We start from the raw sequence: 11,559 nt of genomic DNA, 5'->3' as shown, positions 1-11,559 counted from the left end.
CAGGCGCACTGGTGTATTCCCTATCGAGACCTATCGAATAGGTAGCTCAGTTCCACCAGTCGATGCGTGCTCTAGGCATCGCCTTGCGCAAACCTTCAAGCACCTTGCTCCAGCCAATGCGCTCTTTCCACAGTCTGCCGTCCACCCAAACGTTATAGCAATCGATACGATTGCTGCGATATAGTTCGAACTGATGGGTAACAGGAGTACCCGTATCGTAGTCCGTAATTACAAGTTTCCTGCGAAGTTCAGGCAATTCAGGCGGATAATCAGGATGATGACCTTCAATTCTTCTTCGTTCCCTCTCCGCTTTCGCCTTAGCGTTTTGCGTAATCTTTTGCTGATACTTGCGGCTTCTCTGGTACATCGACTCCTCCTGTCCTTGGAAGATATTTGGACCTTGCAAGGTAACAAAGCTTGCACGGGACGTCTAATACGCTGTTAGGCAGGGAGATGCTTAAAATAATATGCGCAAGAAAATAACCATATTGTTACTAATGCTGTTCTGTTCTATTACAGCTTTTGGTGATGAGAGGGAAGAAAATTGGGTAATTACATATTCCTTTGATGACGGTGTTGAACTTTCGCCATTGTATTTTCAAATGAATATACAGAATGAACAGATAAGTGGGCTAGTAAGTAATGGCTTCGAGTATGAAGGATCTATTTCGGGAGGTTTGTCCAATAGTACATACAGTTTTGTAATTCATAGGACAGAAATGGGTAGCGATAAATCTCAAGATATAAGGTTTAAAGGAATAAGGGACGGTGATTATATCTTGGGGAAGTGGGTTCATGCAGTGGGAATTGGTGGTGCGTGGAAAGGAATGTTGACAAAATTATCACCCAAAGAAGCAATTAGGCCCTTTTTAAAGCCATGTGCATCTCAAGAAAAGAAGTCTTGTGATGCCTAATACGCTGTTATGCAATTAAGGTGAAGTCAAAGTAATGGTGAAGGAATTCAAGATTAGTACGATACTCGGCTTAATCATAAGCCTAGTAATGTGCTTCATTGGTTGGACACACAATCCTCAATGTGAATTCCATTGTGAAGGCATTATCAATTGGTTGTCGTTGGCAACTTTATGGGCGAGCTGGTTTTTTGGAGTAAGTATCGTCGTTGGATTAGTGCTAACTTTACTTCTAAATGTCTATAAATACTTGAGCGGTAGAAAAAATGCATAACAAAGCACTCAAAATCGTTCGCTTCGCTCACTGGGACCTCGCTACGCTCGGCCCTTTAGTGCGGCGTTAGCCATCATAAGAGAACAACACCGATGGACTGGAAACAATTTATAGCAGATATAATATCGAACCTGGCTTGGCCGTCGGTAGCTATCGCATTCTTATTTATGTTTCGTGCGGAATTGGCAAAAATAGTTCAACGGCTTGCACATGTGAAATATAAAGACTTAGAGCTAGACTTTGAGAAAGTAAAACAACAGGCCGAGGAGTTGCACATAGAGTTTGCGCAAGAAGAACCGGTGGTAGAGAGTCCTGTGTTCACTTCATTAGAAGAACAAATGATGGATGCAGTTGATCGAGCTCCATCTGCTGCAATACTTCTGGCATGGTCAGGTCTGGAAACATCTATTGCATCAGCAGTATCTAGGTTGGCTATATCACCGGATTCGCCTTCGTACCGCTCCCCAATGCATAACATTGAAACCCTAAGTAAAAATGGCCGGTTATCCAAAAAGCATGAGAGCCTCCTTCATGAGATGCGAATGCTTAGAAATAAGGTGGCGCACGAAAAGGACTCAATGCTTTCAATTTCACAGTCGCAGGCACTGAGTTATGTAAATGCAGCCGTTGAATTAATCCGCCATTTCGAGAAGTATCAGAGAAATGGCTAACAATCCGCAGCAGTTGCTCCCGTTGGTCGCTGGGACCGTCAAAACGCTGCGCTTTTTTGCCGGCCCCTGTGCGCGGCGTTATTCGAACATTGGCCCGAGGTAAAAATATGAATTCAGTAAGCGGTAGTTGTCTATGTGGCGAAGTGAAATTTGAATGTAATGATGCATTTAATTCATTTCATCTATGCCATTGTGCGCAATGCCAAAAAGCAACGGGTTCTGCACATGTATCCAATCTGTTTACCGATAGCGACAATATTTCTTGGATATCTGGAGAGGAAAATATCCGGAGATATGATGTCCCTGGAAGAACTATAACCAGCGCATTTTGTGGAAAATGCGGTTCGCCGGTTCCATATTTGTCTAAATCCGGTAAGGCGCTTGTGGTACCTGCTGGCAGCTTAGACAAAACACCTAGCATCGGCCCACAAGACAATATATTTTGGTCGGAAAGAGCAAGTTGGTATGAAGAGGGGGTTAAATCAAAAAAATACGATGGCTTCCCTGAATAATATTTTCTACTATGTGCAAGGCGCGCATAACAAACACACCAACCACGCCCAAATTGCAATCAGCGCAATTTGGGCTGGACTCGCTTCACGATGTTACGCTCGCCGGTAGTGTGGGCGTTATGTGTCCGAGTTACCCATACTAAAATAGGGAAGTTCTTATGAGTGGATATATCATCTATCACTACAACATTCTCGATAAGCAAGGAATAAACGAGCTTGGTTCACTGTCGTTACCGATATTAAAAAAGTATGGTGGAGAGTTGGTCGTTGGCTCCTCGGTAACACGTCTTGAAGGCTCACCGTATACTCATATGGTTGTGTATAAGTTTGATAGCAAGCAAAGGGCAAAAGCTTTCTACGAAGCCGAAGAAAGTAGAGAGTTATCCAAACTAAGGGATAGAGTTACTGAGGGGTTCGTTGTGTTCGTACCAGAGTACAGAAATGAATAGAGCAGAAAGTACAGCTCAAAAAAATGTTGTTGGACGTCTACTGCTTTTTTCCTTCTTTGCTTCGCAGTAGCCAACACAAATATAATCGTTGATTATCAAGGATGAAATATGAATAAGGATGATCAAGTTAAATCAACTTCCTTTAAAATAGAGCCCAGTTTCCAGTTTTGCTGGTCGTTGGCTTGGCGGCTGATTTTACTGAGCATGGGTATTGGCATCCTACCTCTGGCAACAGTCAACATATGCTTAAGCGTGGCTGGCGCTGCACTACCAGACTTTCTTTCTACTGCACTACTCATAATCGGGAACTGGCTCACGGTTGTCACAGCGTTCTCGATCGCTCTTAATATACTGTTGAGTAAAAACTTCAAGAAAACGTATGTTAGGTTTTACAATGAGAATGTTTAGTACGATTGAGCTGCTAAAACGCCAAAGAAGATTTTTAATATGATTTCTTGGGGGTAAAGGTGAAATTATTCTATATCGTCATGGATGGTGCGGTGAAATTATTGGGTGGTGTGTTTTTGGTATCGGTTCTTGGCGTTTCGTCTGTAACGCCGGTCAGTGCCGAGATTTACAAGTGGCGAGACAGCAATGGGGTTATGCACTTCAGTGATCATCCTCCAGCTGAAGCTGAGCATGAAACAGTCAACATCACTCCGGCCAGCGTGGTTAAATCGTCTGATGTGGAGAAAAACGATTCTGCGCCTACTACACCGAAAGATAAAGTCGATAAGCCTCATGTCGTCATGTACGCGACATCATGGTGCCCGTACTGTGCACAAGCGCGGAAATATTTTAAAGAAAACAGCATCGCTTACACCGAGTATGATGTGGAGAAGTTGCCCAGGCGGATGCGGGAGTTTAAAAAGCTGGGCGGTACCGGCTACCCTTTGATCCTGATTGGCCAGAACGAAAAGATGCAGGGATTTAGCGTTGCCGGGTTCGAGCGGCGTTATTATAAGTAGTTTGGGGATGTGTTACGTTTGATATCGCCCTTGAGTATCTGTTCGGCATAGGACATTAGCGCGACCATGGATCTGCATAACCTCAAGCTCAAACTGAAGGACCATTTCCCCATCATCATCATTGAGACTCACGATGAGCAGCGGGTGGTCGAGCTGCTGAAAAGCGCCACTGCCGACGACAACTCTTTGGGCACGCTGCGGATCTGGAGTGCAGGTGAGGGATTGGATCTGTACAAGGCGCCAGATACCTCCAAATGGCAGGTGGAAGGCCTCGATACATCGCGTAGCAGCGCTGCCGATCAGGCGGATATGGCCGACCCGTTGGAGATGCTGAAGGCGGTGAAGGAGCAGGTACGCGACAGCATCCTGCTGCTGCCCGATTTTCACAGCTACCTGAGCAACCCGATGGTGCTGCGTGTGGTGAAGGAGATCGCACAGCAGTTCTACGTCAACAACACGGTGCTGGTGTTCGTCAGCCATGCCTTCGAGGTGCCGGCGGAGATCGAGCGGATGTGCACCCACTTCGAACTGTCGATGCCGTCGGCCGAGCAGATTACCGCGCTGGTCAAGAAGGAAGCCAAGATCTGGGCATTAAAAAAGAACGAACGCCTGAAGGGCGACCCGAAAGCGATAGAGCTGCTGGTGCGCAACTTGATCGGCCTTACCGAAGCCGATGCACGGCGTTTTATCCGCGGTGCGATCTACGATGATGGCGCGATCACCCACAGCGATATCAAGGGGGTGATGGACGCCAAGTACCGGATGCTGTCGCGGGGTGGGGCGATCACCTACAGTTTCGATCTCAGTGATTTTTCTGAGATCGGCGGTTTTGCCCGGCTCAAATCCTGGCTGGAGGTGCGCAAACCCTTCTTTGTCGAAGGGGATGGGACCAAGAGTTTTGATCTGCCCAAGGGGCTGATGCTGATCGGGGTCCAGGGCTGCGGCAAGAGCATGGCTGCCAAGGCGATCGCCGGCAGTTGGGGCGTGCCGTTGCTGAAACTGGACTTTGGCGCGCTGTTCAACAAGTACGTCGGTGAGTCGGAGCGTAACCTGCGCGAGGCGCTGAAATCCGCCGAAATGCTGTCGCCCTGTGTGCTGTGGATTGACGAGATCGAGAAGGGGATCAGCAGTGGTGGTAGCGACGACAGCGGCACCGCCAGCCGGATTCTCGGCACGTTGCTGACCTGGATGGCGGAGAAAACCAGCCGGGTGTTTATCGTCGCCACCGCCAACGATATCGAGCGGTTGCCGCCGGAGCTGCTGCGCAAGGGGCGGCTGGATGAGATCTACTATGTGGATCTGCCCAATACCGACGCGCGCCGGGCCATATTCGCCGTACACCTGCGCAAGCGCGAGCAAAACCCGGATAGCTTCGATCTGCCGCTGCTGGCGGACAGGGCGGAGGGGTTTGCCGGTGCCGAGATCGAGCAGGCGATTGTTTCCGCCGGGTATTGGGCGCATTCACAGAGTGAACCGCTTGCGAGCGAGCATATCCTGCGCGAGATCGAACAGACCCAGCCACTATCGGTGGTGCGCGCCGAATCGATCGCGGCGCTTCGTCACTGGGCTGAGGGGCGCACGGTGAGCGTCGATTGAGCGCTTCGATTAGCCGTTCAGACCCTTGCGGTACTCGTCCGGCGTGACCCCCATTAAGCGGCGGAACATGTTGATAAAGGCCGAGGAGCTGCCGTAGCCCAGGTCCAGGGCGATACTTTCCACCTTGTCGCCCGCTTCCAGCATCGGCAGCGCCTTGATCACGCGCAGGCGCTGCCGCCACTCCGCTAGTGACATGCCCAGGTCCCGTTGGCAGCGCCGGATCAGCGTGCGCTCGGTGGTGTGCACCCGGTTGGCCAACTCGGTCAGAGTGGCGTTGTCGCCCGGTGAGTTGTCCAGCTGTTCAAGGATCGGTGCCAGCAAGGGATCGTCGGAGCTGGGCAGATAGCTGCCGACGCACTCCGCCATTGCCAGTTGATCCACCAGCACCTGCAGCAGGCGCTGATCCTCTTCGTTGTAGGGGGGCGTGAGCGCCCTGGCTTTCAGGTGCTCCAGCATCGCGCTGACCAGCGGGGTCACGGTCAGCGCGCAGGTGGTGTTGGGCAGTACGTGGCTGATCGGTTCCGCCACATAGAGCGAGCAGTGGCAGGCTTCGTAGCGGTTAAGCCCCTGATGCTCCACGTTGGGTGGTAGCCAGAGTCCGTATTGGGTCGGCACCAGATACTGCTGATAACCCACCTTGACCTCCATCACGCCGCTGAAGGTGTAGACGAACTCCCCCCAGAGGTGACTGTGCACCGGATAGGCGGCATCCGCCGGCACACAGGCGGTGCGGAAGCAGATCGGGCTGGGCAGCTCGGTCGTATAGGGGGTGTCTGCTAGTTGCCGGGTGGGAAGGGCCAAGGTGTACCTCTGTCAGGATTTCGCTGTCGTTTGTCATATTCTAGCTATATCTCGCCTAACTGACACAGCCACAATGGCAGCGGATCTTGATTGAGTATGGGAACTGGGTGTGGAGAGTGCCGGTGGATATGCGTAGCTCCGTGGACGTGCGGGCGTTTAGCCTGATGGTGTTTTTCTGTTTGATCATCGGTATGCAGCAGGTCCTGCTCAAGGGCACCGGCGCGGATATATCCCCGGTCCTGCAGTTGGCGCTGCGCTCCGGTATCGCCGCGCTGTTGGTGGCGGCCTATATCGCGGTTCGGCGTGAGAAGCTCGAATTTGGCGCTGGCAACTGGAAGCCGGGCGTGGTGGTCGGCGTGCTGTTCTCGATGGAGTATCTGCTGCTGGGCGAGGCGCTGCTGCGCACCTCCGCCGCGCACTCGGTGGTGTTCCTCTATACCTCACCGATCTTTTCCGCGGTCATCCTGCACTTCAAGGTGCACACCGAGCGCCTGTCGCCGCTGCAGTGGCTGGGCATTGCGCTGGCGTTTTCCGGGATAGCGTTGGCGTTTATGGGTGGAGATTCTGCGCCGAGTGGTCAGCTGCCGGTGGATCGGAGTGCCATGCTGGTTGGTGATCTGTTGGCGTTGTTGGCGGGTGCCTCCTGGGGGCTGACCACGGTGGTGATACGCTCGTCGAGTCTGGCGCATCTATCGCCCAACCAGACCCTGCTCTATCAGTTACTCGGTGCCTTCGTGCTGCTGTCGCTGGCGGCGGTCCTGTTGGGGCGGAACAGTTTCAATCCGACACCAGAGGCTCTGTTCAGCCTCGGGTTCCAGTCGGTCATGGTGTCGTTCGTCGGTTTCCTGATCTGGTTCTGGCTGCTACGTCATTACCGGGCGTCACAGATCGGCGTGCTCTCCTTTATGACGCCGCTGTTCGGCGTTGTGCTGGGGGCCTGGCTGCTGGGTGAGGCACTTGAGCCCAGTTTCCTGTTCGGATCGGCGCTGGTGATCGCCGGTATTGTGATGGTCAGTGGCTATGGCTGGCTTGCGTCACTCAAGCGTCCACGGTCGGGGCAGTGGTTGAGAGATTAATTTGGGTATAGAACCTGAGTCTCCCGGCTGCGCAGAGGGCAAAAAAAAGGCGCGCCGGAAATCCGGTGCGCCACGCAATAGGGAACGTGATGAGAGATGTACGCAGTCGGGATTAGACGTTGAGGTCAAAATCACCGGCTATTTGTGAGAGCCATGCATTCAGGCGCTCTTCTGTCAGGTTGGACTGGTTATCCAGATCCAGTGCCAGACCGACAAACTTGCCATCCTCACCTACAGCTTCTGAGTGGTTGAACTCATAGCCGTCGGTGGGCCAGGAGCCGACGATGTTGGCGCCGCGCTCTGAGAAAAATTCGTACAGCTCGCCGAGCGCATCGACGAACTCATCCGGATAGCCGACCTGGTCGCCGAGACCGATCAGAGCGACGGTTTTGCCGCTGAAGTCCTTGTCCTCGATCTTGGGCAGGAACTCTTCCCAGCTTTCATCTTCGATGTCGGCAGACAGGCCAGGCAGCAGACCTTCACCCAGTGTCGGGGTGGCGAGGATCAGAAATTCGTAACTGGCGAATTCGTCCGGGTCGGCGCGGTTGACGTTGAGCGGCTTGGCCACTGTCTGTTCGTCGAACTTCTTGCCGATCATTTTGGCGACTTTGCGGGTTTTGCCGGTGTCGCTACCAAAGAAAAGACCGATACGTGCCATGATGTTCTCCTTACAGGTCATCAGCTACAACAGTTAAGCGGATCCCGGCGGGGCGGGTGTTACCGGGTTATTGCGAATTCCATACCAGCGGCAGGGGGATTGCTTAAGGGCTTGAATTGCGGGGCGCGGCGTTGTGGCAACCCTGTTGTCGCAGATCGGTTGTCGCAAAACGCACAGCCTGTTTTTCGGCTTTTCTGTGCGTTTTGCGACATTGGATCGGTGCAAGATCAGCTGTTGATCGGCGGCGTCATCCGATGCTGACGTGGATGGGGCGTGGTGTGCGAACCGAGCAGCGAGGCGCCCTTGATCTGGGCATAGACGCTCTGACCGGGTTGCAGGTTCATGCTCTCGACCGACTTGCGGGTGACGCTGGCGAGCAGGGCGCTGCCCTCGCCCATATTGCCGACACGCAGCAGCACGTTGAGGCTGGGGCCGTCGGTGGGCAGGATTTTCCAGATCACCGCCGGGAGGCGGTTCAAAATGGTGCTGGCGTGATCGAGGCTCTGGGCCAGGCTGACGTCGGTGGCGGCGATGCGCAGGCGCTTGTAGACGCCGGTCGGACCCAGTGTATCCGGTACCTCCAGCGTCCCGCCGTCGAGCTGCAGGGTGCTCAGCCCATAGCGCACGTCGAAGTGCAGTACCCGGCCATCGAGCACGGTCACGGCATCCCGGGCGGAGGCGAAGGGCAGGTCGGGGCGGGTCAGCATCTCGCCGATCTCGCCCTGGGCCAGCAGCTCGCCGCCGCGTAGCAGCAAGATCTGGTCGGCCAGACGTTCCACTTCGCGCCGGTCGTGCGTGACGTAGAGGACCGGTATCTCCAGTTGGGCGTGCAGCTGCTCCAGATAGGGCAGGATTTCGTTCTTGTTGTCCTGGTCCAGCGCTGACAGCGGCTCATCCATCAACAGCAGTTTTGGGCGCATCAGCAGGGCGCGGGCGATCGCCACGCGCTGCCGTTCGCCACCGGACAGCGCATGCACCTGGCGCTGCAGCAACTGGGCGATGCCCATCAGTTCGGTCAGCTCGCCAAGCGCTTTGGAGTTCTCTGTTTTGACACCGGCCCGTCGCATGCCGTAGGTCAGGTTTTTCATCACGTTGAGGTGGGCGAACAGGCCGGGCTCCTGAAACACGTAACCGATCGGGCGCTTGTGTGTCGGCACGAAGTGCCGGCCCTGCTGCCAGCTATCGCCGTTCATCGACAGCTCGGCGCCCGGCAGACGGGTCAGCCCGGCGATACAGCGCAGCAGGGTGGTTTTGCCGCAGCCGGAGGGCCCGAACAGGGCGGTGACCCCTTGTGCCGGGATGGCAAACTCGACATTGAGGCGGAAGTCGCCGATCTTGCCCTGGAAACGGGCATTGAGTGTACTCATCGGGACAGCCTCCCCCAGCGTTTCTCGATCAGCATCATCGCGAATATCAGCAGGAACGAGCCGGCCAGCATGCCGCCGGAGAGGATGTGAGCCTGGGTCCACTCCAATGATTCCACATGGTCGTAGATGGCGATCGACAGCACCTTGGTTTCACCCGGCAGATTGCCGCCGATCATCAGCACGACGCCAAACTCGCCGACGGTGTGGGCAAAGCCCAGCACAGCGCCGCTGAGAAAACCGGGCCGTGCCAGCGGCAGGGCCACGGTGAGGAAACGGTCCAGCGGTGAGGCGCGCAGAGTCGCTGCCACCTCCATCGGCGCACTGCCAAGCGCTTCGAAGGCGTTGCGGATCGGCTGCACGACGAAGGGCAGGGAGTAGATCACCGAGCCCACCACCAGCCCCTCGAAGGTGAAGGGCAGGGTGATGCCAAAGGTCTGCTTGAGGAATCCGCCCAGCGTGCTCTGCGGCGACATCACCAGCAGCAGGTAGAAGCCCAGCACCGTTGGTGGCAGCACCAGCGGCAGGGCGACCATGGCGTTGATGATCTCCTTCCACCAGGTACGGTTGCGGGCCAGCCACCAGGCCAGCGGTGTGCCGATCAGCAGCAGAATCAGCGTGGTCAGTCCGGCCAGCTTCAGTGTCAGCAGTATCGCTTCGGTCATACTCTCTGCTCCTTGTGGCGACCGGATTACTCCAGACCGTAGCCGTAACGTTCGATGATGCTGCGGGCCTTGTCACTCTGCAGGTAGGCGATCAGCGCCTTCGCCGCCTCGTTATCCGCACTGTGGCTCAGCAGTACCGCCTGCTGGCGGATCGGGCTGTACAGCTCTGCCGGGATCAGCCAGCTGGAGCCGCTGCTGTCCAGCGCGATCTGGGCGCGGGCCACCAGCGCCGCCTGGACCGCACCGGTATACGCCATCTGATAGGTCTGGGCGATGCTGTCACCACGCACGGTGCTGCTTTCGTAATGGGTCCAGAGGTCAAGCTGTTGCAGGGTTTCGATTGCGGCGGCGCCATAGGGTGCGGTTTTCGGGTTGGCGATCGCCAGGCGCTCCAGGGTCTTCTGTTTCAGGGCGCTACCTTCGCTGTCGATCAGCGCGGCATCGGCGCTCCACAACACCAGTTGGCCCACCGCGTAGGTGAACAGCGAGTCGGCTACCGCGTCTCCCGAGTCGACCAGTTTCCGCGGCCGCGCGGCATCGGCGGACAGAAAAATATCGAACGGCGCGCCGTTGACGATCTGGGTGTAGAGCTTGCCGGTGGAGGCGAAACTCAGGCTGACGCTATGTCCGCTCTGCTGTTCAAATTCGGCGGCGATCTCCTTTGCCGCGGCGGTGAAGTTGGCCGCCACGGCGGCTTTGACCTCTGCTGCGCTGGTTTGAGCGCCCAGTGGCAGCAGGCAGAGGGCGATTGTTGCGATAGCTGTGACGCGACCTGTGAACCTGTTCATATCTTCATCCTTAAGTTGATCTGCTCTAGCTGTTGTGGGTAAGCGCCTATGCAGCGGTCGCCAACATAATCTCTTCCGGTTGGATCAGTACCTGAAGCGCTGCGCCCTGGTAGATCCACGCCTCTTCGCTCAGGTTGAAGGCGCGGGCGACGGTCAGGCTGACGCCCTCGGCCAGTTCCAATTCGATCTCTCGGCCCTGGGCGCTGCTTTCGCAACTGAGCACCCGAGCCGGCAGGCAGTTGATGTCGCCGACCGGCTCGGGGCTGTCCGGCGGCAACAGCTCGAGCGCACTGGCCTTGATGATGGCGAAGGCGCCACCGCCCTGGCTCAGCCCCAGGCGTTCAATGCTGCTGCGGGTGATATGGCTATACAGCTCCAGGCTGCCGATGCGCAGGTCGACCCTGGCGATCACGCCGCTGGTGCTGATGCCGATTACGCGCGCCGGCAACTGGTTGCGGGCACTGAACCTGAGTGCAGGAACCCTCTGTGCCAGGCGGTGGCGGCTACCGGTGCGCTGGATGCGCAGCAGCTTGAGCAGAGCCTCGCCGCTGTCGGTTAGCCTTGAACCGCCGCCGCTGGCGCCGCCGGTACTGGTGCTGACCAGCGTTTCACCACAGGCGCTGTTCAGCTCGCGCAGATGATTCCACGCGGTTTTGTAGCTGACGCCTGTCAGCTCCGCGGCGGCTGTCAGCGAGCCGGTGGAGGCGATCGCTTCCAGCAGTCGTAGCCGTTTTTCCAGCCGGCCGCGGCTATCAAGCTGGGCCGCGAGCGCTTCAAGTTGTTGATTCTGTTCCGCCATGCTTCGGGACCGTTATGTAAAAAATGA

General features: G+C 55.7%; 14 protein-coding genes. 7 read left to right on the top strand and 7 right to left on the bottom strand.

Annotation, left to right across the window (positions count from 1 at the left end; all coding sequences use genetic code 11):
• Positions 1-46: 46 nt before the first annotated feature.
• Positions 47-367: a hypothetical protein gene (locus IEX40_RS12060; protein ID WP_188748534.1), complete on the bottom strand. Its 321-nt coding sequence runs from the start codon at positions 365-367 to the stop codon at positions 47-49.
• 100 nt (positions 368-467) lie between these two features.
• Between IEX40_RS12060 and IEX40_RS12055 the strand changes: the two genes are divergently transcribed.
• The 6 genes from IEX40_RS12055 to IEX40_RS12030 all read left to right on the top strand — a co-directional run bounded on the left by IEX40_RS12055 (position 468) and on the right by IEX40_RS12030 (position 5,381).
• A complete protein-coding gene (locus IEX40_RS12055) occupies positions 468-914 on the top strand; it encodes a hypothetical protein (RefSeq protein ID WP_188748533.1) in 447 nt (148 codons plus the stop codon).
• A 363-nt stretch (positions 915-1,277) separates the two neighbouring features.
• Complete coding sequence (locus IEX40_RS12050; RefSeq protein ID WP_188748531.1) at positions 1,278-1,856, top strand: DUF4145 domain-containing protein; 579 nt, start codon at positions 1,278-1,280, stop codon at positions 1,854-1,856.
• A gap of 107 nt (positions 1,857-1,963) precedes the next feature.
• The gene (locus IEX40_RS12045; protein ID WP_188748529.1) at positions 1,964-2,368 is read left to right on the top strand and encodes a GFA family protein; all 405 of its coding nucleotides are present in this window, start codon (positions 1,964-1,966) and stop codon (positions 2,366-2,368) included.
• 158 nt (positions 2,369-2,526) lie between these two features.
• On the top strand, positions 2,527-2,817 hold the full coding sequence (locus IEX40_RS12040) for a DUF1330 domain-containing protein (protein WP_188748527.1): 291 nt from the start codon (positions 2,527-2,529) through the stop codon (positions 2,815-2,817).
• 467 nt (positions 2,818-3,284) lie between these two features.
• Entirely contained in the window at positions 3,285-3,785 is a 501-nt protein-coding gene (locus IEX40_RS12035) for a DUF4124 domain-containing protein (RefSeq protein ID WP_188748521.1), read from the top strand.
• A 66-nt stretch (positions 3,786-3,851) separates the two neighbouring features.
• Entirely contained in the window at positions 3,852-5,381 is a 1,530-nt protein-coding gene (locus IEX40_RS12030) for an AAA family ATPase (protein WP_188748519.1), read from the top strand.
• 9 nt (positions 5,382-5,390) lie between these two features.
• Here IEX40_RS12030 and IEX40_RS12025 read toward each other — a convergent pair whose 3' ends face one another.
• Positions 5,391-6,182 carry an AraC family transcriptional regulator gene (locus IEX40_RS12025; protein WP_188748518.1) on the bottom strand — a complete coding sequence of 264 codons (792 nt, stop codon included), beginning with the start codon at positions 6,180-6,182 and terminating at the stop codon, positions 5,391-5,393.
• Positions 6,183-6,310: 128 nt separating this feature from the next.
• Between IEX40_RS12025 and IEX40_RS12020 the strand changes: the two genes are divergently transcribed.
• Positions 6,311-7,258, top strand: a complete 948-nt coding sequence (locus IEX40_RS12020; RefSeq protein WP_229680729.1) for a DMT family transporter — start codon at positions 6,311-6,313, stop codon at positions 7,256-7,258.
• A gap of 112 nt (positions 7,259-7,370) precedes the next feature.
• Here the strand turns inward: IEX40_RS12020 and IEX40_RS12015 are convergent, their stop codons facing one another.
• From IEX40_RS12015 to IEX40_RS11995, 5 genes are all read right to left on the bottom strand, one after another.
• Positions 7,371-7,916: a flavodoxin gene (locus IEX40_RS12015; RefSeq protein ID WP_188748515.1), complete on the bottom strand. Its 546-nt coding sequence runs from the start codon at positions 7,914-7,916 to the stop codon at positions 7,371-7,373.
• Between the two features lie 227 nt (positions 7,917-8,143).
• Positions 8,144-9,283, bottom strand: coding sequence for a molybdenum ABC transporter ATP-binding protein (modC, locus tag IEX40_RS12010; RefSeq protein WP_188748513.1), 1,140 nt, complete (start codon positions 9,281-9,283; stop codon positions 8,144-8,146).
• The gene (gene modB / locus IEX40_RS12005; RefSeq protein ID WP_188748511.1) at positions 9,280-9,945 is read right to left on the bottom strand and encodes a molybdate ABC transporter permease subunit; all 666 of its coding nucleotides are present in this window, start codon (positions 9,943-9,945) and stop codon (positions 9,280-9,282) included. Before modB ends, modC begins: the two co-directional genes overlap by 4 nt.
• Before the next feature lie 26 nt (positions 9,946-9,971).
• Complete coding sequence (modA, locus tag IEX40_RS12000) at positions 9,972-10,733, bottom strand: molybdate ABC transporter substrate-binding protein (protein WP_188748509.1); 762 nt, start codon at positions 10,731-10,733, stop codon at positions 9,972-9,974.
• Between the two features lie 46 nt (positions 10,734-10,779).
• Positions 10,780-11,532: a TOBE domain-containing protein gene (locus tag IEX40_RS11995; RefSeq protein WP_188748507.1), complete on the bottom strand. Its 753-nt coding sequence runs from the start codon at positions 11,530-11,532 to the stop codon at positions 10,780-10,782.
• Positions 11,533-11,559 lie beyond the last annotated feature (27 nt).

Origin of the sequence: Marinobacterium zhoushanense (genome assembly GCF_014641945.1) — a bacterium.
Classification (GTDB): domain Bacteria; phylum Pseudomonadota; class Gammaproteobacteria; order Pseudomonadales; family Balneatricaceae; genus Marinobacterium_D; species Marinobacterium_D zhoushanense.
The sequence above is the reverse complement of the archived record's forward strand: the minus strand, read 5'-3'. Positions and strand labels throughout refer to the sequence as shown.

Bases quoted from the DNA above. Each gene is read 5' to 3' on its own strand.
- IEX40_RS12060 (WP_188748534.1), bottom strand. From the start codon at position 367: ATGTACCAGAGAAGCCGCAAGTATCAGCAAAAGATTACGCAAAACGCT.
- IEX40_RS12055 (WP_188748533.1), top strand. From the start codon at position 468: ATGCGCAAGAAAATAACCATATTGTTACTAATGCTGTTCTGTTCTATT.
- IEX40_RS12050 (WP_188748531.1), top strand. From the start codon at position 1,278: ATGGACTGGAAACAATTTATAGCAGATATAATATCGAACCTGGCTTGG.
- IEX40_RS12045 (WP_188748529.1), top strand. From the start codon at position 1,964: ATGAATTCAGTAAGCGGTAGTTGTCTATGTGGCGAAGTGAAATTTGAA.
- IEX40_RS12040 (WP_188748527.1), top strand. From the start codon at position 2,527: ATGAGTGGATATATCATCTATCACTACAACATTCTCGATAAGCAAGGA.
- IEX40_RS12030 (WP_188748519.1), top strand. From the start codon at position 3,852: ATGGATCTGCATAACCTCAAGCTCAAACTGAAGGACCATTTCCCCATC.
- IEX40_RS12020 (WP_229680729.1), top strand. From the start codon at position 6,311: ATGCGTAGCTCCGTGGACGTGCGGGCGTTTAGCCTGATGGTGTTTTTC.
- IEX40_RS12015 (WP_188748515.1), bottom strand. From the start codon at position 7,916: ATGGCACGTATCGGTCTTTTCTTTGGTAGCGACACCGGCAAAACCCGC.
- modC (WP_188748513.1), bottom strand. From the start codon at position 9,283: ATGAGTACACTCAATGCCCGTTTCCAGGGCAAGATCGGCGACTTCCGC.
- modB (WP_188748511.1), bottom strand. From the start codon at position 9,945: ATGACCGAAGCGATACTGCTGACACTGAAGCTGGCCGGACTGACCACG.
- modA (WP_188748509.1), bottom strand. From the start codon at position 10,733: ATGAACAGGTTCACAGGTCGCGTCACAGCTATCGCAACAATCGCCCTC.
- IEX40_RS11995 (WP_188748507.1), bottom strand. From the start codon at position 11,532: ATGGCGGAACAGAATCAACAACTTGAAGCGCTCGCGGCCCAGCTTGAT.